At 74.0% G+C, this 22,924-nt stretch carries 22 protein-coding genes; 14 read left to right on the top strand and 8 right to left on the bottom strand.

The features are described 5' to 3' along the window. Positions 1 to 54: 54 nt before the first annotated feature. Positions 55 to 1,692, bottom strand: a complete 1,638-nt coding sequence (locus tag EV374_RS28450) for a BCCT family transporter (protein ID WP_132240235.1) — start codon at positions 1,690 to 1,692, stop codon at positions 55 to 57. A 610-nt stretch (positions 1,693 to 2,302) separates the two neighbouring features. Here EV374_RS28450 and EV374_RS28455 point away from each other — a divergent pair. Continuing rightward, positions 2,303 to 2,893: a D-alanyl-D-alanine carboxypeptidase family protein gene (locus EV374_RS28455; protein ID WP_132240236.1), complete on the top strand. Its 591-nt coding sequence runs from the start codon at positions 2,303 to 2,305 to the stop codon at positions 2,891 to 2,893. A 31-nt stretch (positions 2,894 to 2,924) separates the two neighbouring features. Then, a complete protein-coding gene (locus EV374_RS28460) occupies positions 2,925 to 4,181 on the top strand; it encodes a hypothetical protein (RefSeq protein ID WP_132240237.1) in 1,257 nt (418 codons plus the stop codon). 3 nt (positions 4,182 to 4,184) lie between these two features. Here EV374_RS28460 and EV374_RS28465 read toward each other — a convergent pair whose 3' ends face one another. From EV374_RS28465 to EV374_RS28490, 6 genes are all read right to left on the bottom strand, one after another. Beyond that, on the bottom strand, positions 4,185 to 5,138 hold the full coding sequence (locus tag EV374_RS28465; protein WP_132240238.1) for a TauD/TfdA family dioxygenase: 954 nt from the start codon (positions 5,136 to 5,138) through the stop codon (positions 4,185 to 4,187). Between the two features lie 87 nt (positions 5,139 to 5,225). Next, positions 5,226 to 5,984 carry an alpha/beta fold hydrolase gene (locus tag EV374_RS28470; protein WP_132240239.1) on the bottom strand — a complete coding sequence of 253 codons (759 nt, stop codon included), beginning with the start codon at positions 5,982 to 5,984 and terminating at the stop codon, positions 5,226 to 5,228. A 268-nt stretch (positions 5,985 to 6,252) separates the two neighbouring features. Beyond that, positions 6,253 to 6,642, bottom strand: coding sequence for a DUF2267 domain-containing protein (locus EV374_RS28475; RefSeq protein WP_132240240.1), 390 nt, complete (start codon positions 6,640 to 6,642; stop codon positions 6,253 to 6,255). A 140-nt stretch (positions 6,643 to 6,782) separates the two neighbouring features. Further along, positions 6,783 to 8,147 carry a trehalase domain-containing protein gene (locus EV374_RS28480; protein ID WP_486486015.1) on the bottom strand — a complete coding sequence of 455 codons (1,365 nt, stop codon included), beginning with the start codon at positions 8,145 to 8,147 and terminating at the stop codon, positions 6,783 to 6,785. Then, a complete protein-coding gene (locus EV374_RS28485; protein ID WP_132240241.1) occupies positions 8,144 to 8,962 on the bottom strand; it encodes a sugar phosphate isomerase/epimerase family protein in 819 nt (272 codons plus the stop codon). Before EV374_RS28485 ends, EV374_RS28480 begins: the two co-directional genes overlap by 4 nt. Next, positions 8,959 to 9,999 carry a zinc-binding dehydrogenase gene (locus EV374_RS28490; protein WP_132240242.1) on the bottom strand — a complete coding sequence of 347 codons (1,041 nt, stop codon included), beginning with the start codon at positions 9,997 to 9,999 and terminating at the stop codon, positions 8,959 to 8,961. Before EV374_RS28490 ends, EV374_RS28485 begins: the two co-directional genes overlap by 4 nt. Before the next feature lie 116 nt (positions 10,000 to 10,115). Between EV374_RS28490 and EV374_RS28495 the strand changes: the two genes are divergently transcribed. The 5 genes from EV374_RS28495 (at position 10,116) to EV374_RS28515 (ending at position 14,724) form a co-directional block, all read left to right on the top strand. Next, positions 10,116 to 11,510, top strand: a complete 1,395-nt coding sequence (locus EV374_RS28495) for an extracellular solute-binding protein (RefSeq protein WP_132240243.1) — start codon at positions 10,116 to 10,118, stop codon at positions 11,508 to 11,510. Continuing rightward, positions 11,507 to 12,469: a carbohydrate ABC transporter permease gene (locus EV374_RS28500; RefSeq protein ID WP_132240244.1), complete on the top strand. Its 963-nt coding sequence runs from the start codon at positions 11,507 to 11,509 to the stop codon at positions 12,467 to 12,469. Before EV374_RS28495 ends, EV374_RS28500 begins: the two co-directional genes overlap by 4 nt. Beyond that, on the top strand, positions 12,469 to 13,335 hold the full coding sequence (locus EV374_RS28505; protein ID WP_132240245.1) for a carbohydrate ABC transporter permease: 867 nt from the start codon (positions 12,469 to 12,471) through the stop codon (positions 13,333 to 13,335). The genes EV374_RS28500 and EV374_RS28505 overlap by 1 nt, the downstream gene beginning before the upstream one ends. 50 nt (positions 13,336 to 13,385) lie before the next feature. Then, entirely contained in the window at positions 13,386 to 13,943 is a 558-nt protein-coding gene (locus EV374_RS28510) for a GNAT family N-acetyltransferase (RefSeq protein WP_207914633.1), read from the top strand. A 175-nt stretch (positions 13,944 to 14,118) separates the two neighbouring features. Further along, positions 14,119 to 14,724, top strand: a complete 606-nt coding sequence (locus tag EV374_RS28515; RefSeq protein ID WP_132240246.1) for a class I SAM-dependent methyltransferase — start codon at positions 14,119 to 14,121, stop codon at positions 14,722 to 14,724. A gap of 108 nt (positions 14,725 to 14,832) precedes the next feature. On the opposite strand, the gene eccB is transcribed toward EV374_RS28515, so the two are convergent. Then, positions 14,833 to 16,215 carry a type VII secretion protein EccB gene (gene eccB, locus EV374_RS28520; RefSeq protein ID WP_132240247.1) on the bottom strand — a complete coding sequence of 461 codons (1,383 nt, stop codon included), beginning with the start codon at positions 16,213 to 16,215 and terminating at the stop codon, positions 14,833 to 14,835. Positions 16,216 to 16,430: 215 nt separating this feature from the next. Between eccB and EV374_RS28525 the strand changes: the two genes are divergently transcribed. The 7 genes from EV374_RS28525 to EV374_RS28555 all read left to right on the top strand — a co-directional run bounded on the left by EV374_RS28525 (position 16,431) and on the right by EV374_RS28555 (position 22,902). Beyond that, on the top strand, positions 16,431 to 16,700 hold the full coding sequence (locus EV374_RS28525) for a metal-sensitive transcriptional regulator (RefSeq protein WP_089000744.1): 270 nt from the start codon (positions 16,431 to 16,433) through the stop codon (positions 16,698 to 16,700). 135 nt (positions 16,701 to 16,835) lie between these two features. Continuing rightward, on the top strand, positions 16,836 to 18,239 hold the full coding sequence (locus EV374_RS28530; RefSeq protein WP_132240248.1) for an MBL fold metallo-hydrolase: 1,404 nt from the start codon (positions 16,836 to 16,838) through the stop codon (positions 18,237 to 18,239). 135 nt (positions 18,240 to 18,374) lie between these two features. Continuing rightward, positions 18,375 to 18,977: a rhodanese-like domain-containing protein gene (locus tag EV374_RS28535; protein WP_132240249.1), complete on the top strand. Its 603-nt coding sequence runs from the start codon at positions 18,375 to 18,377 to the stop codon at positions 18,975 to 18,977. Further along, entirely contained in the window at positions 18,974 to 19,882 is a 909-nt protein-coding gene (locus EV374_RS28540; protein WP_132240250.1) for a sulfite exporter TauE/SafE family protein, read from the top strand. The genes EV374_RS28535 and EV374_RS28540 overlap by 4 nt, the downstream gene beginning before the upstream one ends. A gap of 116 nt (positions 19,883 to 19,998) precedes the next feature. Continuing rightward, positions 19,999 to 21,147 (top strand): ATP-binding protein, encoded by a 1,149-nt coding sequence (locus tag EV374_RS28545; protein WP_132240251.1) that lies wholly within the window; start codon positions 19,999 to 20,001, stop codon positions 21,145 to 21,147. Further along, on the top strand, positions 21,140 to 22,264 hold the full coding sequence (locus tag EV374_RS28550) for a hypothetical protein (RefSeq protein WP_132240252.1): 1,125 nt from the start codon (positions 21,140 to 21,142) through the stop codon (positions 22,262 to 22,264). The genes EV374_RS28545 and EV374_RS28550 overlap by 8 nt, the downstream gene beginning before the upstream one ends. Continuing rightward, positions 22,246 to 22,902, top strand: coding sequence for a response regulator transcription factor (locus EV374_RS28555; RefSeq protein WP_207914635.1), 657 nt, complete (start codon positions 22,246 to 22,248; stop codon positions 22,900 to 22,902). The genes EV374_RS28550 and EV374_RS28555 overlap by 19 nt, the downstream gene beginning before the upstream one ends. Positions 22,903 to 22,924: the final 22 nt, after the last annotated feature.

Consider the following 22,924-nt stretch of genomic DNA (forward strand, 5'->3'; position numbering starts at 1 on the left):
CACGGGCCGCGCGGGCCGTCCCCGGTTGGAAGGAACGGCCCGCACGCGCCGGGGTCAGGAGGACTCGGGCCTCGTGGCGGCCGGTGACGTGCCGGCGGACACGAGGGCCCGCAGTTCCGGGGCCATCGTGGCGCTGTCCGGCTCGCGCCGCAGCTCGCGGAGCAGGCCGACGACCATGCCGACCATGACGAACAGGAACGGCAGCGCCGCGAGGATGGTCAGCGACTGCAGGGCGGACAGTCCGCCGGCCAACAGCAGCACCGCGGCCACCAGGCCGGTCAGGACGCCCCACATGGAGACGAGCCAGGCCTTCGGCTCCAGGCTGCCGCGCGAGGAGAGCGTGCCCATCACCACCGAGGCGGCGTCGGCGCCACTGACGAAGAAGAGCGCCACCAGCACCATCACCAGGATCGCGGTGACGGTAAAGAACGGGAACTCCCGCAGGACCGCGAAGAGCGCCGCCTCCGGGCTCTCCTTCACCGCGGCCGACAGGTCGGTGCCGTTGAGTTGCAGGTTGATGGCGGTACCGCCGAACACCGAGAACCAGACGAAGCTGACGAGGCTCGGGATGGCCACCACACCGAGGACGAACTGACGGATGGTGCGGCCCTTGGAGATGCGGGCGATGAAGGCGCCGACGAACGGGGTCCAGGAGATCCACCACGCCCAGTAGAAGATGGTCCAGCCCGCCATCCACTGCTCGCCGCCGAAGGCGCCGGTGCGGAAGCTCATCGGGATGAGGTCGTAGAGGTAACCGCCGGTCGACGCGGTGAGCGTGTTGAGGACGAAGACCGTCGGGCCCACCACGAGCAGGAAGAACATCAGCGCCACCGCGAGCACCATGTTGGTGTTCGACAGGAACTGGATGCCCCGCTTGACGCCCGTGACGGCGGAGACCACGAACGCCACGGTGAGCACCGCGATGATGCCGATCGCCAGTGGGGTGGACTTCGGCACGTCCCAGAGGTTCGTCAGGCCGCTGTTGATCTGCAGGGCGCCCAGCCCGAGGGAGACGGCCGACCCGAACAGCGTCGCGAAGATCGCGAAGATGTCGATGGCCCGGCCGGGTCCCCGGTTGGCACGCTCCCCGATGAGCGGGAAGAAGGCGCTGCTGATCAGGCCGCGCCGACCCTTGCGGAAGGTGAAGTAGGCCAGCGCGAGGCCCACCACGGCGTAGATCGCCCACGGGTGCAGCGCCCAGTGGAAGAAGGAGTACTCCATGGCCACCCGCGCGGCCTGCGGGGAGTTCGGTTCGTTGAGGCCACGCGGCGGGGTCGCCAGGTGCGACAGCGGCTCGGCGGCGCCCCAGAACATCAGGCCGATGCCCATGCCGGCGCTGAACATCATCGCGACCCAGGAGACGGTGGAGAACTCGGGCTCGTCGTCGTCGCGGCCGAGCTTGATCCGGCCGTACCGGCTGAGCGCCAGCCAGACCGACAGCACCACGAAGCCGGTGCTGGCCAGCACGAAGACCCAGCCGAACGACCGGACCACCCAGTCGAGCGCGGTGTCGGTGACCGAGGCGAGGTTGTCGGTGGCGACGATGCCCCACACGACGAAGAGAACGGTCACCGCGGCGGCGACGCCCAGCACCGTCCGGTCGATGCCCTGCGCGGGACGGCCAGGCTCAGGTGGTGCGTCGCCCGGCGGGGTGTTGTCGTCGGTTGCCGGACCTGTCGCGGACACGGTCATGGTCTGTGGACCTCCGTGGGCTGTCCGGTCCGCGGGCCGCGTTCCCGGCTCCGCGCGCGCCGGTCGGCCCGCATGTCGGGTTGTCCCGCGCCCCGTCCGGGGCCCGGGAACTCGGAAAGTTGTCGCTGCCGGCGCCGGCGTCGTTCCGGCGGGCGTACGGGTCCGCCGGGGCTCGGCCGCCACGGACGTCGGCGACGACCGGCGATCACTCTCGGCGTCGATGTTGGAGGTGACCCTGCGGTCTCATGACAGTCCGGTGACAAAACCAGCGGGGCGGCACGGTTAGGGGCGTTCGCACCCGGTGCAAGCCGCGTCGGGGCTGCGATCGGTCCGTGCGGCGTGAGCGCCCGGCCGGGCAGGAACTGGCGCACGGTCCCGACGGCACGGCGGGAGCCGGCTTCGCCGGCGGCTCCGCGACCGCGCGCTGAGTAGTCGTACTCAGGCCGGCGCGTGACGGTTGCGGAATTCTGACTCCATGATTCCGGTCGATGACGTGGAGTGCCACGGGTCAGGGGCATCGACGAGGCGACGGCTTCCCGGTCGACGGCGGGCGCCGGCCGGGCCACGGATCAGGTCCGTCGTCGTCCGCCTGGCCCGGCGGGCGAACATCATGAGCCCGGCCCGGTCCGCCCGGCGCCGCGATCGCGTGTACGAGGTCGTCACGCTGACTCTCGCGGTGGTGCTCCTGCCGGTGGCGTTCGTCGTCGCGCGCGGCCGGGCGAGGCATGTGGCCTGCCAGTGGGCGCTGGCGACGCGTTTCCCGGCCGAGGACCTGACCGGCCTGACGCCCGCCACGCGCACGGCCTTCGAGGCCGCCCGGGCGCAGGCCCTGTGGCGCGACGGTGAGCTGATCGGGCTCACGTCCGGGCACCGGACTGCCGAGGAGCAGGCACGCCTGTTCGCCGAGGCGGTCCGGTGCGCCGGGTCCCCGGAGGCGGCCCGGGTGCGGGTACTCCCGCCGCACGAGTCGCGGCACGTCGCGGGCACGGCCCTCGACGTACGACCCGCCGAGGGCGCGCGCTGGTTGGAGACGTACGGCGCGCGCCACCATCTGCACCGGGTGTACGACAACGAGTGGTGGCACTTCGAGTACCGGCCCGGTCGTCGCCCCGAGCGGCTGCCCCACCCGGGGGCCTCGACGCCCCCGACCGTGACCCCCGCCCGGCCGTCGCGGCTGGTGCGGCTGACCGACAGGTGGTGACGGCGGCCCGCCGAGCGGGCACAGTGAAGCGGTGACCACCGACATCCGTACTCCCCTGGCCCGCTACGCCGACCGCCTGCACGCCGTGATCGGCGACGGGCACCACGTCGCCTCCCCGCTCGGCGCGTGGTTGCTGCTGGCGCTCGCCGCACCGGCCGCCACCGGCCCGACCCGCACCGCCCTGGAGGAGGCGCTCGGCACCGACGCGGAGACCGCCGCGCGGGCGGCTCACGCCTTGGTGGCCGCGCCACACCCCCTGGTGCCCTCGGCGACCGCGTTCTGGCACCGACCCGGGATCGAGACGACCGGGCTCGACGGATGGCGGGCGACCCTGCCCGCGTCGACCGCCACCGGACCGGTGCCGGAACAGGACGCCCTCGACGCGTGGGCCCGGACCCACACCCTCGACCTGATCAGGAAGTTCCCGCTGACGGTGACGCCGCAGGTGCTGCTCGTCCTGGCCAGCGCCCTGGCCACCCGGATCTCCTGGGAGGACCCGTTCGAGGTGGCGCCGGCGGGCGCGCTCGGACCGGGCAGTTCCTGGACCGGCCGGCTGCGCCGGGTGCTGCGCAGCCCCGAGTACGGCCACCAGTGCTGGATCACCGACACCGTGCGGGCCGGCACCGTGGCCGCCCACGCCGCCACCGCCAAGCCGGCGCGGACCGCCGAGGGCACGGCCGGGCTGTCGGTGGTCTCGGTCGCGGCGGCACCCGAGGTGCCGGCCGGGGACGTCCTCGCCGCCGCCCACGAGGTGGCGGCGGCGGTCGCCACCACCTCGCCGGACCGCCTTCCGGCGGACCGGCGTTCCCTGTTCGACGTCCCGCTGGGCGACGGCCCGATCTGGACCGTGCGTGAGGAGCCGACCCGCACGAACGCGCCCGACGGCCGGGAGGAGCGGATCACGGCCGTACTGCCGTGCTGGTCGGCCAGGAGCCGGCACGAGCTGGCCGCCCCCGGGTCGGGCTTCCCCGCCGTCGCGGAGGTCTTCGGCGAACTGCTGGGCGCCCCGGGGCTGAAGTTCGAGGCGGCACAGGCCGCCATGGCCCGCTACGGCCGGTACGGCTTCGAGGCGGCCGCCGTCACCGGATTCGCCATGCTCGAGAGCCTTCCGCCGGAGGGGGTGGCCCGGGTCGCCGAGTTGCGCTTCGGCCACCCGTACGCCGTGGTCGCGGTCGCCACCGACAGCCGGGCCGACGGCACGACCGGCCCGTGGCACGGCCTGCCGGTCTTCTCCGCCTGGGTCGCGAACCCGGAGGAGCTGCCGGAGACCGACGCCGCCGACCGGTAGGCGTCACCTGCCGTCGGCCGCCATGGGGTCGTGCGGCTCGGCCATCGCGACGGCGATCTTGCGAGGGCCGGTGAACGGCTCCCGGCCGTGTGCGGCGGTCATGTTGTCCACGACCAGCACGTCGTCGCGCCGGTAGTCGAAGCGGACGCTGGCCGCCCGGTACGCGGCCCGCAGATGGTCCATGACGTCGGCGGGTATCTCGCCGCCGTCGCCGTAGTACGTGTTGGCCGGCAGCCCGTCGGTGCCGAACATGGCCAGCAGCCCCTCCTGGAGGTCCTTGGCGAGGGTGCTCACGTGGAAGAACGTGGCGTGGTTGAACCAGCGCGGGGTGTCCGAGCCCGGCCGGTGGTGCACGACGTCCCGCACCGCGCGGGTACGCAGCCCGTCGGCACCCCGCCACTCCAGCTCGATCCGGTTCGCCGCCGCGTACGCCTCGACCTCGGCCCGGTCGTCGGTGCCGAAGACGTGCTGCCACGGGGTGCCGAAGTCACCGTGGAAGTTGCGTACCAGCATCCAGCGGCGGCGGACGAACTCCTCGCGTACGGCCGGATCGATCTCGGCGTACACCCGGCGGACGTCGGCCAGCGGGGTGGCGCCCCGCGTCTGCGGCGCGGTGATGCAGTAGAAGAACAACGTCAACGGCCAGCGGGCCTGGTACGAGTTCTCGTTGTGCAGGAAGATCTCCTCGTCCGGCGGGTAGTCGGTCGAGGTGTAGACCCGGCCGGCGATGGCGTGCCGGGGCGACGAACGCTCGGTGTAGACCAGCGGCTCGCCGGACAGCGCCCGCACCGCCCGGTCGAAGCCCTCGACGCCGCCGACGTCGAACCCGCGGAACAGCAGCCCGCCGTGCTCGACAAGGCCGGCCCGTAGCTCCGCGCGGCGGGCGGCGATCAGCTCGGTCAGCTCGCGGCCGTCGTTCTCGACGACGATCGGCAGCGTGGCGATCCGGTCACTCATGCTCTCGCTCCTGTCGTCGCCCGCCGTCGCCGCGGGCGGCCGCGGGACAGCGGGATGGCGGCCCGGACGGCGGCCGTGGCGGGCGGCTCACCCGTGGTGGCGGGTGGCCGCGTCGGTGCGGGCGGCGGTGAGGTCCGCCCGGATCACGGCGAGCAGGTCGGGCAGCCGCTCGTTGAGGAAGAAGTGCCCGCCGTCGATCTCGTGCAGGGTGAAGCCGGCGGAGGTGTGCTCCCGCCAGCCGGCGCTGTGCTCCCGGTAGACGGTGTCGTCGCCGCGCCCGCTGAACGCCACGATCGGCATCGGCAGCGGCTCCTCGGGGGTGTAGCGGTAGCCGTCCACCTGGGCGAAGTCGGCGCGCAGCAGGGGCAGCAGCAGCTCGACCAGCTCCGGGTAATCCAGCAGCCCCGCCGGCAGTCCGCCGCCGGCCGCCAGGCGACGCAGCAGATCGTCGTCGTCCACCCGGGACAGCCCGTCGAAGTGGCTGGGCGCGCTGACGTGCGGGGCGCGGGCGCCGCCGACGTAGAGCCGCAGCGGCAGCGGACGCCCGGCGCGGCGCAGCTCGCGGACGACCTCGAAGGCGACCCGGCCGCCCATCGAGTGGCCGTAGATCGCGTACGGGCCACGGATCCGCTCGGCGATGGCGTGCGCGACGTCGACGACCTTGAACACCGGGTTCTCGCTGATCCGGTTCTCGCGGCCGGGCAGCTGCACCGGCAGCACCTCGACGTCGGGGCCGAGCTCGTCCTGCCAGCGCCGGAAGACGGTCGCGCCTCCGCCCGCGTAGGGCAGGCAGAAGAGTTGGACCGGCGCCGGGTGCCAGCCGCCGGCGGAGAGGAACCAGGTCACCGCGCGCCTTTCGTCGAGGGGGGCCGCTCCGGTGCCGCTGGCGCCGGAACGGGTGGTGGGTCGCTCCGGCGCGCCGGAGCGACCCGAGGTGCGGCACCCTCCGAGGCATCGGCGGGCCGACCGCGATCGGGCCGACCGTCATGCTCCAGGAGGGGCCTCATGATCTGCCTATACCGTCGGGTCGGAAGCAGCATAAGGCGCGATGCCCGCCCGCGAGGATCCGCGTGGCGGGCCGCCGCGACGTGCGCGGGCGGTGGCGGGTGGCCGGTCAGGTGTCGTCGGGTCGGGGGATCGGTTGGGTCATGCCGTCGAAGTCCCGGGGCAGCCGGGCCACCATGTCGCGGAACTCCTCGACGGTGACCGCCTCCCGCAGGGTGGCGAAGACGGCACCGGTTCCCGCCCGGGCGGTGGCCTCGTCCGTCCCGGCCCGCTCCCCCACCCGACGCACGAAGTCCGCCGGACCGGGCGCGCCGGGCGGGCCGTCGCCGGAACCGGCCTCCGCGAGATAGCCGTCGAGTTCGTCGGGGAGGCGACCGGCCGCACCGCCGCTCATCCGTTCCACCATGGTCTGCAACACGGCGCGGGCGATCGTGGCGGCCTGGGCGGTGGGTAGTCCGGCGCGGCGCGACACCGCGTCGACGAAGAGGGGGAACCGCACGGCAGCCTCCTGTCGTCAGCGGCCCCACGCTTACCCGCGCCCGGCACCGGCAAACGACCCCGCCGTCCGGCCGGTCCCGGGTGCGGGGCCGGCCACGGACGTCGTACCCGCCGGCGGACCGGGGACGCCCCCGGCCGGGATCAGCCGGCCGGGTCGTCGGCGAGGACGTCGAGCAGCAGCGCGGCCGTCCAGCCGAACGCCGGTGAGCCCAGCCCGGCCCCGGTGTCCGGGTGGAAGTACTCGTGGCAGCCGGAGCGGGCCACCAGCTCGATCATCGAGTCGCGCAGGCCGGCCGCCAGGTCCGGGCGGCCGTGGCGCAGCAGCCCCCGGCGCACCAGCCAGTTGACGTTCATCCAGCTCGGCCCGCGCCAGTAGCGCAACGGCTCGAAGTCCGGCGCGGTGCGGTCGTGGCTGGGCAGCGGCCGGTCCATCCGGGCGGCCAGCCCGAAGCGGGCCGAGCAGGCCTCGGCGACCAGCGCCGACACCTGCCGCGCGGGCAGGTCGGGCAGGACCAGCGGGGCCAGGCCGAGCACCGTCCGGGCCGGCACGAGGCGGTCGGCGCGCAGGTCCCGGGGGCGGAAGGTGCCCGTCGTCGGGTCGTACAGCCGGCGCACCAGGGCCTCGGTGATCCGCGCGGCGCGCTCCCGGTGCCGGCCGGGGTCGGCGCCGACCAGCGGCGCGATCCGGGCGAGGGCGTGCTCGGCGGCGCCCATGGCGGCGTTGACCAGCGGGCACTCCAGCAGGAACGGGTGCCGGCCGGCGAGGTCGTCGTCGCGGTAGCGGCGCTCGCGGTAGGACGCCACGATCGCGACGTAGCGCGCGTAGTCGAGGTCCGTGGGTCGGTGCGCGGCGTCGGCGTGCGCGGTGTCGTGCCGGCGGTACGCGCGCATGACGGCCGCGTCGGCGGGCACCGCCGCCATCGGCGCGTCCCAGGCGGGGCTGTTGTCCAGCCCGGACTCCCACGGGTGGACGATGCAGGCCAGCCCGCCCCCGCCGACGTCCCGGCGGGTGGCGAGGTAGCGCTGCTGGGCCACCAGGCGGGGGTAGAGCCGACGCAGCGCGGCCCGCGCCTGCGCCGAGGGGCACCGGCGGTACGCGAGCCAGGCGGCGGGCGCGTGCACGGGCGGCTGGATCAGCCCGGAGGTGGCGGCCGCCGGGGCGCCCTCGGCGAGCCCCGACTCCCAGAACTCCGGCCCCGGGAAGTACGTGCCGACGCGCAGGGCCGGGTTGAACACGATGTGCGGCACCCGCCCGTCGACCCACTGGGCGCGGAACAGGCTGGCCAGCTCGCACCAGGCGCGCTCGGGGCGGACGTGGGACCAGCCGATGGCGATGAACGCCGAGTCCCAGCTCCACTGGTGCGGGTAGAGGGTGCGCGAGGGCACCGTGTGGTCGTGTTCCCAGTTGGCGTCGAGGGTGGCGACGGCGAGGCGGCGCAGGGCCCCCCGGTCGTGGGCCCCGGCGTCGACGGCGGTGGGCGGGCCGTCGGCGGTCCCGGTGCTCACGCCGCCGCCTGCCGGGGCTGGGCGTGCCGCAGCACGGCGGCGGCCTGGTGCAGGGCGCGTACGGGGTCGCCGCGCAGCCGGCACTCCAGCGCCAGCCAGCCCCGGTAGTCGATCTCCAGCAGGGTGCGGAGCAGCGCCGGCCAGTCGAGGTGCCCGGCGCCGGGCTGGTGGCGGTTGGAGTCACTGACCTGCACGTGCCCGAGGTACGGGGCGGCGGCGCGCAGCGCCCGGTGCACGTCGTCCTCCTCGATGTTCATGTGGAAGGTGTCCGCCACCACCCGCACCGTGGGCAGCCCGACGGCCGCGCAGAGGGCGACCGCGTCGGCGAGCCGGTTGACCATGTGGTCCTCGTACCGGTTGAGCGGTTCCAGGAAGAGGGTGACCCCCTCGGCGCGGGCGTGCTCCCCCAGCTCGCCCAGGGCGTCGATGAGCACCTGCCGGTCGGCGGCGGGTGGGCGGGGCGGCTCGAACGGCGGCAGCCGCCGGGAGAACATCCCCCACGCGGCCGGGGTCATCGCGCCGACGCCACCGAGCTCGGCGATCACGGAGAGCTGGGAGCGCAGGTTGCGGACGGCGTCGCGGGAGCGCTCGGGGTCGAAGTCGCCGATGAAGTGGTCCATCTCCACGCAGACGGTGGGCATGACCACCCCGGCGGCGCGGGCCCGGCGCAGCTCGGGCAGCCGGCGGGCGAGGCCGAGGTCGCCGGAGCCGCGCAGCTCGATCGCGTCGTAGCCGAGCGCGGTGGCGAGCGCGTACTTCTGGATCAGGTCGGTGCCCGGCAGGAGCTGTTCCTGGCAGGCCAGCGGAATCGTCATGGGAACCTCAGCACCACTTGGAGGGCGTCCGCGTCACCGCGGTCGAGCAGCGCCAGCGCGTCGGCCACCGCGCTCGCGTCGACGACGTGGCTCACGAGCGGCAGCGGGTCGACGCTGCCCTCGGCCACCAGGTCCATGAAGGTGTGTGCGACGCGGGCCCCGGTCCACCGGCCGGCCGTGCCGGGCGCCGGGGTCGGCCCGGAGACCTGGGCCGCCACCAGCTGGATCCGGTTGTGGTGGAACTCCTCACCCAGGCCGAGCCCGTCGGCCTGTCCCTGGTAGAAGCCGGCGGCCACGACGCGACCGGCGTGGGCGGTGGAGCGGATCGCCTCGTGCAGCGCCGGGTACGCCCCGGACAGTTCCAGGCAGACGTCCGCGCCCCGGCCGCCGGTGGCTTGGCGCAGCACGGCCGCGGCCGACTCGGCGGTCGCGTCGACGGAGATCCGGGCGCCGAGCCGGATGGCGTGCGCCAGCCGGGCGGGCACCCGGTCGACGGCGACCACGCGCGCGCCGGAGAGGGCGGCGAGCCGGGTGGCGAGCAGGCCGATGACGCCCTGCCCGAAGACCGCGACCCAGTCGCCCAGGTGCAGGTCGCCGGCGAGCACGGCGGTGAGGGCGATCGCCCCCGGGCGGGCGAAGACCGCCGCGAGGGGATCCAGCCCGGCGGGCAGCGGATGCACCGTGTCGGCGGGCACGACGGCCTCGGCGCGGTGCCCCCAGATGCCCCAGACGACCTGCCCGGCCCGGCGGTCGGCCACGTCGGGCGCGACCTCGACGATCTCGCCGACCTCCTCGTAGCCGAAGCCCACCAGCGGGTACGGCACGGCGGTCTGCCGGGGCACGAACATCCGGCTGACGTCGTCCCAGTCCTTGCTCAGCCGGGGGTTGCTGCCCCGGTAGAGGGTGAGTTCCGTGCCGGCCGAGATGCCGGAGTAGCAGGTGCGGATCCGGACCTGGCCGGGGCCGAGCGGGTCCGGGGGGCAGGGCTCGAGGCTGATCCGTCGGGGCCCGGCGAGTGAGACAACCCAGTTGACCATGAGTCACATCCCGGTAGCACTGGGCTCCATCGTAGGCAATAAATCGGCATATGTCTTGTAATTGATCAATCGAAGGGGTTGAATCCCTTGTATACCCTTCGAGAGGAGTGCCACCGATGTCAGCACCTCCGATGCGGATACTCGCCGCCACCCTGATCATGGCAGTCACCGGGGCCAGCCTGCTGGGCTGCGGCGACGATGGATCCGACAGCGACAGCAGGAAGATCACCGTGTGGAGCCTCGAGGACGTGGCCGACCGGGTCACCGCCACCAAGGCGATCATCGCGGACTTCACCGCCAGCACCGGGATCGCCGTCGACCTCGTCACCGTCAACGAGGACCAGTTCCCCGCCCTGATCGCCACCAGCGCCGCCGCCGGCGAACTGCCCGACGTGGTCGGTTCGGTGTCGCTCGCCGGCGTGCGTACCCTCGCCGGCAACGAGCTGCTGCACTCCTCGGCGAACGCGGAGGTCGTCGAGAAGCTCGGCCGGCAGACGTTCTCGCCGCGGGCCCTGGAGCTGACCGCGGACGACGGCACGCAGCTCGCCGTGCCCAGCGACGGCTGGGGCCAGCTGCTGGTCTACCGCAAGGACCTGTTCGCCGCCGCCGGGCTGCCCGCCCCCGACACGTACGAGAGGATCGCCGCCGCCGCGACGAGGCTCCACACTGGCGGCGTCGCGGGCGTCACCGCCGCCACCGCCCCCGGCGACGTGTTCACCCAGCAGACCTTCGAGCACCTCGCGCTGGCCAACAACTGCCAGCTCACCGACGACTCCGGGGCCGTGAAGCTGGACTCCCCGGAGTGCGTCGAGGCGTTCCGGTTCTACGGCGACCTGATGCGCACCAGCTCGGTCAGGGGCGCGCAGGACGTCGACACCACCCGGGCCACCTACTTCGCCGGCAAGGCGGCCATGCTGGTCTGGTCGCCGTTCATCCTCGACGAGCTGGCCGGCCTGCGCGACGACGCCAGGCCGACCTGCCCGCAGTGCCAGGCCGACCCGGCGTTCCTCGCGCGCAACAGCGGCTTCGTCACCGCGATCAAGGGCCCGAACGGCGCCGAACCCGCCCAGTACGGCGAGATCAGCTCCTGGGCCGTGCTCGACGGCGCCGCCGCCGACCCGGCGAGGTCCTTCGTCGAACACATGCTCAGCGACGGCTACCCGCGCTGGTTCGGCATGTCCCCCGAGGGGCGCTTCCCCGTCCGCAAGGGCACCCCGCAGGAGCCGGAGAAGTTCCTCACCGCCTGGAACACCAGCCAAGCCGGCGTCGACACCCGCAAGCCGCTCGCCGAGGTCTACGGCGAGGACGTGCTCGCCAGCCTGCGCCGCAGCCCCGACACCTTCCAGCGGTGGGGGCTCACCCAGGGCCAGGGCAAGCTCGTCGGCGCGATCCTCGGCGAGCTGCCGGTGCCCAAGGCCCTGAACGACGTGGTCGCCGGCAAGACCGACGCCGCCGCGGCCGCCGGACGGGCGAAGAAGGACGTGGAGGCGATCAAGGCGGGCGTCAATTGACCGCCGCCCCACCGGACACCGGCCGCTCCCCCGCCCGGGAGCGGCCGGCCCCGGCCCGCCGCCGCCGGCCACTGACCCTGCGCCGCCGCGAGTCCCGCGCCGGGCTCGCGCTGGTCGCCCCGACCCTGCTCGTCGTGGTCGCCGTGATCGGCATCCCCATCGTCTGGACCGTCGTGCTGGCCTTTCAGCGGGTACGCCTGGCGACGCTGCGGCGTACCGGGCTGTTCGGCGAGTTCACCATGGACAACGTCGAGCGGGTGCTGAACACCCCCGGCTTCGCCGACACGCTGTGGACCACGCTGGTCTACGCCGTGGCCAGCACCGCCGGATCGATCGTGCTCGGCCTGGTGGCGGCGCTGGTCGTACGCCGGCCGTTCCGGGGTCGCACCCTGGTGCGCGCGTCGATGCTGCTGCCGTACGTGGCGCCGGTCGTCGCGGTCACGTTCGTCTGGCAGGTGATGCTCGACCCCCAACTCGGCGTCGTCAACGACTGGGGACGGCGGTTCCTCGGCTGGGACACCCCGGTGCCGTTCCTGTCCCAGGAGTCGACGGCCCTGGCCACGGTCGTCGCCTTCGAGGCGTGGCGCTACTTCCCCTTCGCGTTCCTGTTCCTGCTCGCCCGGCTCCAGGCGGTGCCGGGCGAACTGGAGGAGGCGGCCCGGGTCGACGGGGCCACGCCCACCCAGCGGTTCCGGCACATCCTGCTGCCGCAGCTGCTGCCGGTGATCGGCCTGCTGGGGGTGCTGCGCTTCATCATGACGTTCAACAAGTTCGACGACGTCTACCTGCTCACCGGCGGGGCTGCCGGCACCGAGGTGGTCAGCGTCCGGGTCTACGAGTTCCTGACCGCGCGTACGGACATCGGCGCGGCGGCGGCGCAGGCGGTCGTGCTCGCCGTCGTGCTCATCGTGTTCGTGGTGGTGTACCTGCGCTTCTTCGGCGGACGGAGGAACGGCTGATGGACCGGGACCGGATCGAGACGGTGGGCCTGCGCTGGCTGCGCCGACTGGTGATCGCCGCGTTCCTGCTGGTCACCGTCTTTCCCTTCTACTACATGCTGGTGCTCTCGGTGCGCCCCATCGAGCGGCTGCTGCTCGACCCCGGCTCGCTGGTCGTGGGCCTGGGCGAGCTGACCTTCGACACGTACGCCGAGGTGGTGAAGGCCGTCGACGACGGCGGCCAGGGATTCCTGACCTTCATGCGCAACAGCGGCCTGGTCGCCGTCGCGGCGACGCTGCTGACGCTGGCCGTGGCGATCCCCGGCGCGTACGCGGTCGCCCGGCTGCGGTTCTTCGGCCGGCGACAGGTCGACTTCCTCTTCCTGGCGGTCTACCTGTTCCCGTCGATCGTCATCGCCATCCCGCTCTTCGTGGTCTTCACCCGGGCCGGGCTGCGCGGCTCGCTGCTCGGCCTGGTGCTGGTCTACATCTCGCAGACCCTGCCGGTCTCGGTCTACATGCTGCGCAACTACTTCGAGACGATCCCGGTGAGCCTGGAGGAGTCGGCCGCCATCGACGGCGCCGGGCGGCTCGGCATCATCCGCCGGGTCAGCCTCCCCCTGGCGGCGCCGTCCATCATGGCCGTCGCCCTGTACGACTTCATGATCGCCTGGAACGAGTTCCTCTTCGCCCTGCTGTTCCTGGTCGACAAGCCGCACCGGTGGACGGTGTCGCTGGGGCTGGCGCAGCTCGCGGACGGCGTCGAGGTGCCCAAGACGGTGCTGATGGCCGGCTCGGTGATCCTCACCCTGCCCATCGTGATCCTCTTCTTCGCCAGCGAGCGCCTGCTCACCGAGGGGCTCACCAGCGGGGCGGAGAAGGGCTGAGGCGGCGGGCGGGGTTGCCGCGCGGTGGGCGCTGACCGAGGATGTGCCGGGTGGATGCCTCCCCCGGCGCGGTCCCCGACGACGCGCCCACGGCTGCCCCGCCCGCGGCCGGGATGCGGCTGCGCGACGTGGAGCCGGGCGACCTCGACGCGTACGTGCGGATGCGCTGCGATCCGGCCGTGATGGCGGAGCTGGGCGGCCCGCAGCCGCGTGAGCGCGTGCCCGCCCAGCTCCGGCGTGACCTCGAGACCGTCCGCGACGGTAGCGCCTGGATCAAGATGATCATCCCCGGCGGCTCGGCGCAGGTGGCGGGGACGGTGACGGTGTACTCCCACGGGGGCGTCTCCGAGATCGGCTGGATGGTCGTGCCGGAGTTCCAGGGCAGGGGCCTGGCGGGCAGGGCCGTCCGCGCCGTGCTCGCCCTGGCCCGGACGGACGGCCGGTGGGGCCTCATCCACGCCTTCCCCGCCACGACCAACGCCGCGTCGAACGCGATCTGCCGGTCGGTCGGCTTCGCCCTCGTCGGCGAGGAGCAGACGGAGTTCGCCGGCCGCCTCTTCCGCACCAACCACTGGGTCCTCGATCCGTCGGCCGGCGCCGACCGCTAGTCGCCGGGAGGCGTCGATCCGTCGGCCGGCGCTACCGGCTCGTCGGCGGGAGGCCCGGGCGGCGACGTCCCGCCGACCTGAGCGGCCACGGCTTCCCCGGCCCACGACACCGGCGGGCATTGCCCCGTCCGCCCCACCCCCCGGGGAGCACCGGGGACCGGGCTACGGTGGCGGCATGGCAAACCCGACCCGTTGGGAGACCGAGACCGGTCCTGAGCACTCGCAGTGGTACATCGACCGGTTCCGTCGGCTGGCCGCCGAGGGGGCCGATCTGGCCGGCGAGGCCCGCCTGCTGGACGCGCTGGTCGCGCCCGGGTCCCGGATCCTCGACGCCGGCTGCGGCACCGGCCGGGTCGGCGCGGCGCTGGCCGCCCGGGGCCACACCGTGATCGGCGTGGACGCCGACCCGGCGCTGGTGGAGGCCGCCCGCACCGACCACCCGGGCCCGCGCTGGCTGGTCGCCGACCTGAGCGAGCTGGACCTGGCGGCGGCCGGCGAGCCGGAGCCGTTCGACGCGGCGGTCGTGGCCGGGAACGTGCTGGCCTTCGTCGCCCCCGGCACCGAGCGGGAGGTGCTGCGCCGCGTCGCCGCCCACCTGCGCCCCGACGGCGTGCTGGCGGTCGGCTTCGGCACCGACCGGGGCTACCCGCTGACCGGGTTCGACGCCGACGCGGTGGCCGCCGGCCTGCGGCTGGAGCACCGCTTCGCCACCTGGGACCTGCGCCCGTGGCGCGACGACGCCGACTTCGCCGTCACCGTGCTGCGCCGTCCCGCCGACTGAGCCCCGCCCGGCCGAGCCCGACCGGTGCACCCTCGCCGAGGCCACCCGAGGTCGCGGCGCGGCACCGACAACGGCCCAGCCGGCGGCGCGCCCAGCCGGGGGGCGCGCTCAGGCGGGGGCGGCGACGACCCGCGCGGCGGCCGGGTCGAGCGTGGCGCCGGCGGGCACCAGGGCGACCAGGCTGGCCGGCAGCCGCACCGGCCGCACGTCGCGGTAGCCGAGCGTGCCGAGCACCTCGCCGCCGGCGAGGACGTAGCGTCGGCCCAGGTCGGTGACCACGGAGACCGCGCCGCCGGTCGCACCGGGCGCCGCGACCGCCTCGACCACCGCGCCACGGCCCGGCTCCACCACGACGTGATCGGCGCGTACCCCACCCCCGGCCGCCGGGACGGTGCGCGGCGCGGCGGCGAGGTCGGGCAGCCGTACACCGAGCCGGACCTCCGTGACGCCGCCGTCGTCGCCCACCCGGGCGCAGAGCCCCGCCCCGTCGGAGGCGGCCAGCCGGGGCGGCGCGGTCGGCGGCGCCGTGGGCCCCGTCGGGGCCAGGTCGGGCAGCTTGGGCAGCGCCGCGAACCGCCCGAGCGTGATCGGCTCCGGCTCGCCCTGGCCGGTGCGGGCCAGCAGCAGGCCGGCCTGCAACTCGGTGATGCCGGCCAGGCCGTCCCGCAGCGCGACGGCGTACTGCCGGCCACCGCCGGAGTTGCGCACCAGGTAGACGTCGCCGATCCGCGCCCCGGACACCCGCGCGGAGCGCTCCCCCTGGGCCGGCAGGGCGAGCGGGGCGAGGTCGGCTCCGGCGGGCAGGCTGTTGAGCAGGGCCGGGGCCGCCGGGACCGCCCGGGCCCGGGTGGCCGCCAGGGCGGCCAGCACCCGGTTGGTGTCGCGCACCAGGTAGCGGCGCTGGTGCCAGACGAGGTGCAGCCCGCCGTCGGGGTGGCGCAGCAGCAGCGCGTCCTCGCCGAGGGCCCGGCCGCCCCCGGCGGTCACGCCGATCAGCAGCGCCGAGCGGGGCGTCGTCCGGTCGGCCTCGGCGGCGGAGCAGACCGTCCACGGCGCGGTGGAGAGCCGGCCCCTGGCGGGCAGCGAGTCGGGGGCGTCGGCGATGCCCAGCGGCAGCCCGCGCGGCACCCCGTCGATGGCGCGACGGGAGACGAGCACCGTCTTCGGCCGCTCGGCACCGATGATCAGCAGGGCCGAGGCGTAGTTGAGTACCGGGTGCAGCTTCTCCTCCCGGTAGACGAACCGGGCCCCGGACTCCTTCTCCACGATCACCGCGCCCGGGTCACGCCACGTGCTGCCGCCCCCGGTGAAGAGGCCGTAGAGGGCGAAGCCGCCCAGGCCGATGGCCGCGACCAGCACGCTGGCCAGGCCGGCGCCGGCGAGCCGCCGGAACGGCGACTGCGCCGGGTCGGTTTCCCGCATCACCAGGGCGGCGACGGCCCGCTGGACGGTGAACTGGTACGAGTGCAGCTGGTCCTGCCGCGACGGCATCGCGTCCCCTCCGATGGGCGGTCGGGGCACAGGATAAGCGTTGCGTCGATGCCCCGAGGACCCTGCGTGGCGGCGGTGCCGGATTCCCGGGTGCCGGACCTCGCCGGAGCGACCAGGATCACCGCGCGGACGCGGACGCCTCTTGCCTGAGGGGATAGCATGGGCACGTACGGGTACCCCTGGGGGTATACCGGGAGAGAGCGAGGAGGCGCACGGTGAAGCTGCGACCCGAGATGACGAGCGAGGCCCTGACCCGCCTGAAGCGGGCTCGGGGCCAGCTCAACGCGGTCATCGAGATGATGGAGACCGGCCAGGACTGCCGCGAGGCGCTGACCCAGCTCGCGGCGGTGTCGAAGGCGATCGACCGGGCCGGCTTCAAGATCATCGCCTCCGGCATGCGGCACTGCACCGCCGCCCGCGAGCGGGGCGACTCCCCGGAGATGACCGAGGAGGAGCTGGAGAAGCTCTTCCTCGCCCTCGCCTGACCACTACGAAAAGAAACGCACCGCACACGTTGCGTGACAGCGACGTGTGCGGGTAAACAGAGTGCACACGTCAACACCCCGACGTGTGCCCGCCGCATACCCCCCGGGGTATCTGATCCCACAAGGAGCACGGCAATGGCAGTTGAGGTGTCCGTCATCGCGACGTCCTCGCTCGGCGACCGCAGCTACCTGGCCTCCGACGGCACGGTGGCGATCGTGGTCGACCCGCAGCGCGACATCGACCGGATCCTGTACCTCGCGGGCGAGAAGGGCGTACGCGTCACCCACGTGGTGGAGACCCACATCCACAACGACTACGTCTCGGGCGGCCTGGAGCTGGCCCGGCTGACCGGCGCCCGCTACCTCGTCGCCGCGGACGACGAGGTCGACTTCGACCGGGCGCCGGTCGCCGACGGCGACACCGTGTCCGTCTCCGGCGCGCTGCGGCTGCGGGTGCTCGCCACGCCGGGACACACGTTCCACCACCTGTCGTACGTGCTCGACGAGGCCGACGACTCCGGCTGGCGCCCGGTCGGCGTCTTCACCGGCGGCTCGCTGCTCTTCGGCACCACCGGGCGCACCGACCTGCTCGGCGGGGAACACGCCCACGAACTCGCCCACCACCAGTACGCCTCGGCCCGACGCCTGGCCGACCTGCTGCCCGACGGCGCCGAGGTGTGGCCCACCCACGGCTTCGGCAGCTTCTGCTCCGCCAGCCAGGCCGACGCGCCCGAGTCGACGATCGGCCGGGAGAAGCGGGCGAACCCCGTGCTGCGGCTCGCCGCCGACGAGTTCGTCACCGAGACCCTCGCCGGGCTCGACGCCTACCCGGCGTACTACGCCCACATGGGGGTGGCGAACCTCGCCGGCCCGACGCCGGTGGACCTCACCCCGGTCGCCCGGGCCGACGCCGCCGAGCTGCGGGAGCGGATCGCCGCCGGCCAGTGGGTCGTCGACCTGCGCCACCGCAAGGCGTACGCCACGTCGCACCTGGCGGGCACGGTCGCCCTCGGACTGGACGGCCCGATGTCGACCTGGCTCGGCTGGCTCATCGACTGGGGCGCACCGCTCACCCTGCTGGCGGAGACCGAGGAGCAGGTCGCCGACGCCCAGCGCGAACTGGTCCGCGTCGGCATCGACCGGCCGGCCGCCCAGGCCACCGGCGACCCCGACCGGTGGTCCACCGGGCCGGAACAGCTCCGCGAGCTGCGGATGGCCGACTTTCCCGCGCTGGCCGCCGCCCGGGCCGGCGACACCCCGGCGGGGCTGCCCGCCCCGGACGTGGTGCTCGACGTCCGGATGACCAACGAGTGGACCGCCGGTCACGTCGAGGGCGCCGTGCACATCCCCCTGCCCGACCTGCCCGGGCGGCTCGCCGAGGTGCCCGCCGGCACCGTCTGGGTGCACTGCGGCTCCGGGTACCGGGCCACGGTCGCCGCGTCCCTGCTGGCCAACGCGGGCCGCGAGGTCGTCGTGATCGACGACAAGTTCGGCCGGGCCGAAGCCACCGGGGTCGCCATGAGCCCCGGCGACGCCTGACCGACCCCGCACCGCCGGCCCCGCCCTCTGCGTACGCCACCGGTCGTCCGCACGGCGACGCGCGCCCGCCGCCGATCGGCGCCGGGCCGACTCACCCTGCCCTTCCACGGGCGATCGAGCACTGAACGAGGAGAGATGACCACTTCACCGAGCGCCCTGCCCACCCTCGACGCCGCCACGCTGCGCGAGCTGATCGAATCCGGCCGCGCTCCGCGCCTGCTGGACGTGCGCACCCCCGCGGAGTTCGAGACGGCCCACGTCCCCGGCGCCCACAACGTGCCGCTCGACGTGCTCAGGGAGCACCGCGAGGAGCTGCGGCGGCACCTCGACGAGACGGTGGTGCTCATCTGCCGCTCCGGGGCCCGCGCCACCCGGGCCGGGCAGGCCCTCGCTGACGTCGGGCTGCCCGACCTCAGGATCCTCGACGGCGGGATGACCGCGTGGCAGGCCGCCCGGGGACCGGTCCGGCGGGGCACCCCCCGCTGGGAGCTGGAGCGGCAGGTCCGCCTCGTCGCCGGCTCGATCGTCCTGCTCAGCGTCCTCGGTTCGGTGTTCGTACCCGGCCTGAAGTGGGTCGCCGGCCTCATCGGCGCCGGCCTCACCTTCGCCGCCGTCACCGACACCTGCGCGATGGGCATGCTGCTCGGCAGGCTCCCCTACAACCGCGGCGCGAGCTGCGACGTGCAGACCCTCGTCGGTCGGCTCGGAGACCACCCGACGCCCCGGCCCCTGCCGTGACCGGCAGCCTCGCGCTGACCGTCGCGCTGGCCGTTCTCATCGGGGTGACCCTCGGCCTGCTCGGCGGCGGCGGGTCCATCCTCGCCGTACCGCTGCTGGTCTACGTGGCCGACCTGCCGGCCCGCGAGGCGATCGCCACCTCGCTGCTCGTCGTCGGGGTGACAAGCGCCGTCGGCGCGCTGCCGCACGCCCGGGCCGGCCGGGTCCGGTGGCGCACCGGCCTGCTCTTCGGGGCCGCGGGCATGGCCGGCGCGTACGGCGGCGGACGCCTCGCCGCGTTCGTCCCGCCCGCCGTCCTGCTCGCCGGATTCGCCGTCATGATGCTCGCCACCGCGACGGCGATGCTGCGGGGCCGGCACGACGGCCCCGGGCGGCAGCGGCGTGAGCTGCCCGTGGCGCGGGTGCTCCTCGACGGCGTCGTGGTCGGACTGGTCACCGGGCTGGTCGGCGCGGGCGGCGGGTTCCTGGTGGTGCCGGCCCTCGCGCTGTTGGGCGGCCTGCCGATGCCGGTCGCGGTCGGCACCTCGCTCGTGGTCATCACGATGAAGTCGTTCGCCGGGCTGGCCGGCTACCTGTCCACCGTCGACATCGACCCGGGCCTGGCCACCGCCGTCACCGCCGCGGCCGTGCTCGGCAGCCTGGCCGGCGGCCGGCTGGCCGGACGCGTCCGCGAGGACGTGCTGCGCCGCGCGTTCGGCTGGTTCGTGGCGGCGATGGGCGCCTTCGTGCTGGCCCAGCAGTTGCCCGAACATCTGCGGGCGGACCCGCTGCTGTGGACCGTCGCCACGACGACGGTGGCGGTGGCAGTGGTGGTCGCCGGGGTGCGACGGAGACGCCGCCGGGTCCCACCGCCCCCGGTGCCGTCTGACTCCAATACGACTGGGCAGAGACAGAGCTCGATGTAAGAACTACGCTGGCGCCGGGTAAACGTTCGAGCAGGTAGTCGTCGGCCCGGGGCACGCACGGCGCTCCCGATCCGCCCTGGGGTGATCCCGATGCGACTGAAGGACGGGATGCCGTCATGAGCGCGTGGCGACTGGGTCCGTTACCACTGCGGCCTGCAGCCACCGAACGCGAGCTGCGCCGGTTGGGCCGGCGATACGCAGTCGTCATGCGCACCACGGCGCTGAGCTGTGTGAGCGGCGCCGCGTTGTTCCAGGCGGCCCCCGACCGGCGCGCGCTGGTCGTGGGCGTGGCCACCGGGCTCGCCGCCTGGAGCGTGGTGTACGTCCGCTTCAGCTCCCGCGGGTGGCTACTGCCCCTGGACACGCTGGTGATCATGCTGCTGTGCCTGGTCCAGCGCTGGACCGTGCCGCCGGACGCGGCGGTCGACAGCACGAACTGGGTCCTCGCCGTAGTGACGGTCACGGTCATCGCACACCAGTGGCTCACGACCGCGGCCGGCGGCGTACTGCTGACCATTGCGGTCGTGGTGGCGCATCTGGCCGGCAACGCCCTTGCCCTGCCCGAAACCTGGTCGGGCACCGTTTCGCTCGGCCTGTGGACCTTCGCGGAGGCCGGCCTGTCCAGGGTGCTGTTCCTGCTCGTGCGGGCCGGAGCCCAGCAGGCTGACCGGACCGTCGCGGCGAGCGAACGGGCCCGGCGCGATGCCACGGTCGCGGCAGCCCGACGTGCCGACGAACGGGAGCACCTGGCGGTACTGCACGACACCGCGGCAGCCACCCTGCTCGCGGTCGGCACCCGCATGGTCGACGGCACCGAGCCGTGGCTGGCCGAGCAGGCCGCCCGCGACCTGGAGATCCTAGCCGCGCAGCCGCACTTTCCCGACGGCGACACAGACCTGGTACGGCTGCTGGACCAGGTGGCGCGGCACGCCCCGGTCGCGGTGGAGGTGCGCTCGCCGGCGGCCGTGCCGATGCCGGCGATCCGCGCCACGGCGATCAGCGCGGCGGCTCGGGAGGCGCTGACGAACGTGGCACGCCATGCCGGCGTCGACACCGCCGTACTGGTGGTGGGGCGGGCCGGGGACCGGATCCTGGTAGAGATCTCCGACCAGGGCAAGGGCTTCGCGCCGGAGCGGGTACCGCCACACCGGCGCGGGGTGTCGCAGTCCATAGCGCAACGCATGGCACGGGTCGGCGGACGAGCGATCGTAGCGTCTCGTCCTGGCGCCGGCACCCGGATCTCCCTGGAGGTCCCGGATGGCTGAGCCGGTTTCCCACCTCATGGCGGGGAAGCTGCTGCGCGGCCTATGCCTGGCCACGCTGGCGATCACGGTCACCACGTTGTTCGGTCTCGCCCTGCCGTTGCTGGTCACGGGCTGGGAGACCTACAGCAGCCCGGCCCGGCAGGTGCTCGCCTTCACGATCCTCACTGTGGTCGCCGTCGTGGCCGGGGTGCGAATCCTGCGGAACGAGCCGCTCGGCCGGCCGCGCTGGGTACTGGTGGCGGCGGTGATCGCGGCGGCGGCGCTGGCGACCACCGGAATTCCAGCCGCCGAACTCATGTCGGAAGAGGAATGGTCCTACGGCGTCATCGGCTGGTTCGGGATCCTGCTGCTGGTGGACCGCAGCGTCGTGGGTGCGGCCGTCTTCCTCGGCGTGTACACGGTCGCGAGCTTCGCGCAGTTGGCGCTGGTCGGGCAGCGGCACGAGACCGCCGACCTGGTGGTCGTCACCGTGATCATGTTCGGTTGCGAACTGCCAGTCCTGGCCGGCGCCATGGCGCTGCGCGACCTCGTGGCCACCTCGTCAGCCGCCACCGCCGACGCGGAGCGGGCGCGGACTGCCGAGGTCATCGCGGAGCACCTGCATGCCGACCGCCGGCTGAGATACGCGGACCTCGCCACCACGTCCATACCGCTGCTGGCCGACCTGACGACCGGTTCGGTGAACCTGGGCGACGAGCGGGCCCGCAGCGCCTACGCCGTAGCGGCGGCACAGTTACGCCGTCTGTTCGCCGAACATGACGAGGCGGCCGATCCGCTGTTACACGAGCTGCGCGCCTGTCTTGAACTGGCGGAACGCAACGGCGTCGCCGTCTACCTCGGGACGTGCGGGGAGTGGCCGACACCACCGCTGGCGGTACGTCGCGCGTTGACCGAGCCCGCGTTGCGGATCATGGCGAACGCCACTTCCGACGTACGGGTCACGGTGCTCAGGTCGACGACCGGTGTCACGGTGAGTCTCCTCGCCGGCGCCGACGCCAGCGAGCGCTCCGGCAGCGATCCAGGACACGGTGTCGCCGTCGACAGCGGGGTGACCGTCACCCGACTCGTGGACGGGTCGAAAGTGTGGGTGGAGGCCACATGGCAACCGAAGGGCTGAACACGGTGGTGGTGATCGACGACCACCCGGCGATCATTTCCGGGATCGAGGCGTGGTGCGCCGCGGCCGAACCGCCGGTCCAGGTCATCGACTGCGGCGGAACACCGGCAGTGGCGTGGACGGATCCGGGCCTCTCCGCCGACGTCATCGTGTTCGACCTGCTACTCAAGGGGCAGGTCCCGGCGTACCCCGACCTGCGACGGCTCGTCGACGCCGGCCGTCGAGTGATCGTCTACACCATGCGGGAGGACCGCGACACCATTCTCACCTGCCTCGACCTCGGCGCGTTCACCTGCCTCGCCAAGACCGAGGGCCCCGGTCACCTGGTCCATGCGATCCGCGCGGCCGGTCAGAACCTGCCCTACACGTCCCCGTCGATGGCCCGCGCCATCAGCACGGACAGCCGGCCCGACCGGCCGCGACTCACGCCGAGGGAAACCGACGTGCTGGTCAGCTGGTTCGCCTGCGAGTCCAAGGAGCTGGTGGCCCGCAAACTCGGCCTGTCCGTGCGGACGGTGAGCAGCTACATCGACCGGGTCCGCATCCGGTATGCGAACGTCGGTCGCCCGGCCTCCACCAAGGCGGCGCTGGTCGCCCGGGCCATTCAGGACGGTCTGGTCCGGCTGGAAGAGCTGTAGCGGACCCGACGCGGAGCGTGGG

It is taken from the genome of Micromonospora sp. CNZ303, assembly GCF_004345505.1.

What these genes read in the sequence shown, in the direction of transcription:
- EV374_RS28455 (WP_132240236.1), top strand. Translation starts at nt 2,303, where the DNA reads ATGAGCCCGGCCCGGTCCGCCCGGCGCCGCGATCGCGTGTACGAGGTC.
- EV374_RS28490 (WP_132240242.1), bottom strand. Translation starts at nt 9,999, where the DNA reads ATGGTCAACTGGGTTGTCTCACTCGCCGGGCCCCGACGGATCAGCCTC.
- EV374_RS28530 (WP_132240248.1), top strand. Translation starts at nt 16,836, where the DNA reads ATGGCAGTTGAGGTGTCCGTCATCGCGACGTCCTCGCTCGGCGACCGC.
- EV374_RS28505 (WP_132240245.1), top strand. Translation starts at nt 12,469, where the DNA reads ATGGACCGGGACCGGATCGAGACGGTGGGCCTGCGCTGGCTGCGCCGA.
- EV374_RS28545 (WP_132240251.1), top strand. Translation starts at nt 19,999, where the DNA reads ATGAGCGCGTGGCGACTGGGTCCGTTACCACTGCGGCCTGCAGCCACC.
- EV374_RS28485 (WP_132240241.1), bottom strand. Translation starts at nt 8,962, where the DNA reads ATGACGATTCCGCTGGCCTGCCAGGAACAGCTCCTGCCGGGCACCGAC.
- EV374_RS28515 (WP_132240246.1), top strand. Translation starts at nt 14,119, where the DNA reads ATGGCAAACCCGACCCGTTGGGAGACCGAGACCGGTCCTGAGCACTCG.
- EV374_RS28465 (WP_132240238.1), bottom strand. Translation starts at nt 5,138, where the DNA reads ATGAGTGACCGGATCGCCACGCTGCCGATCGTCGTCGAGAACGACGGC.
- EV374_RS28550 (WP_132240252.1), top strand. Translation starts at nt 21,140, where the DNA reads ATGGCTGAGCCGGTTTCCCACCTCATGGCGGGGAAGCTGCTGCGCGGC.
- EV374_RS28535 (WP_132240249.1), top strand. Translation starts at nt 18,375, where the DNA reads ATGACCACTTCACCGAGCGCCCTGCCCACCCTCGACGCCGCCACGCTG.
- EV374_RS28450 (WP_132240235.1), bottom strand. Translation starts at nt 1,692, where the DNA reads ATGACCGTGTCCGCGACAGGTCCGGCAACCGACGACAACACCCCGCCG.
- EV374_RS28495 (WP_132240243.1), top strand. Translation starts at nt 10,116, where the DNA reads ATGTCAGCACCTCCGATGCGGATACTCGCCGCCACCCTGATCATGGCA.
- eccB (WP_132240247.1), bottom strand. Translation starts at nt 16,215, where the DNA reads ATGCCGTCGCGGCAGGACCAGCTGCACTCGTACCAGTTCACCGTCCAG.
- EV374_RS28555 (WP_207914635.1), top strand. Translation starts at nt 22,246, where the DNA reads ATGGCAACCGAAGGGCTGAACACGGTGGTGGTGATCGACGACCACCCG.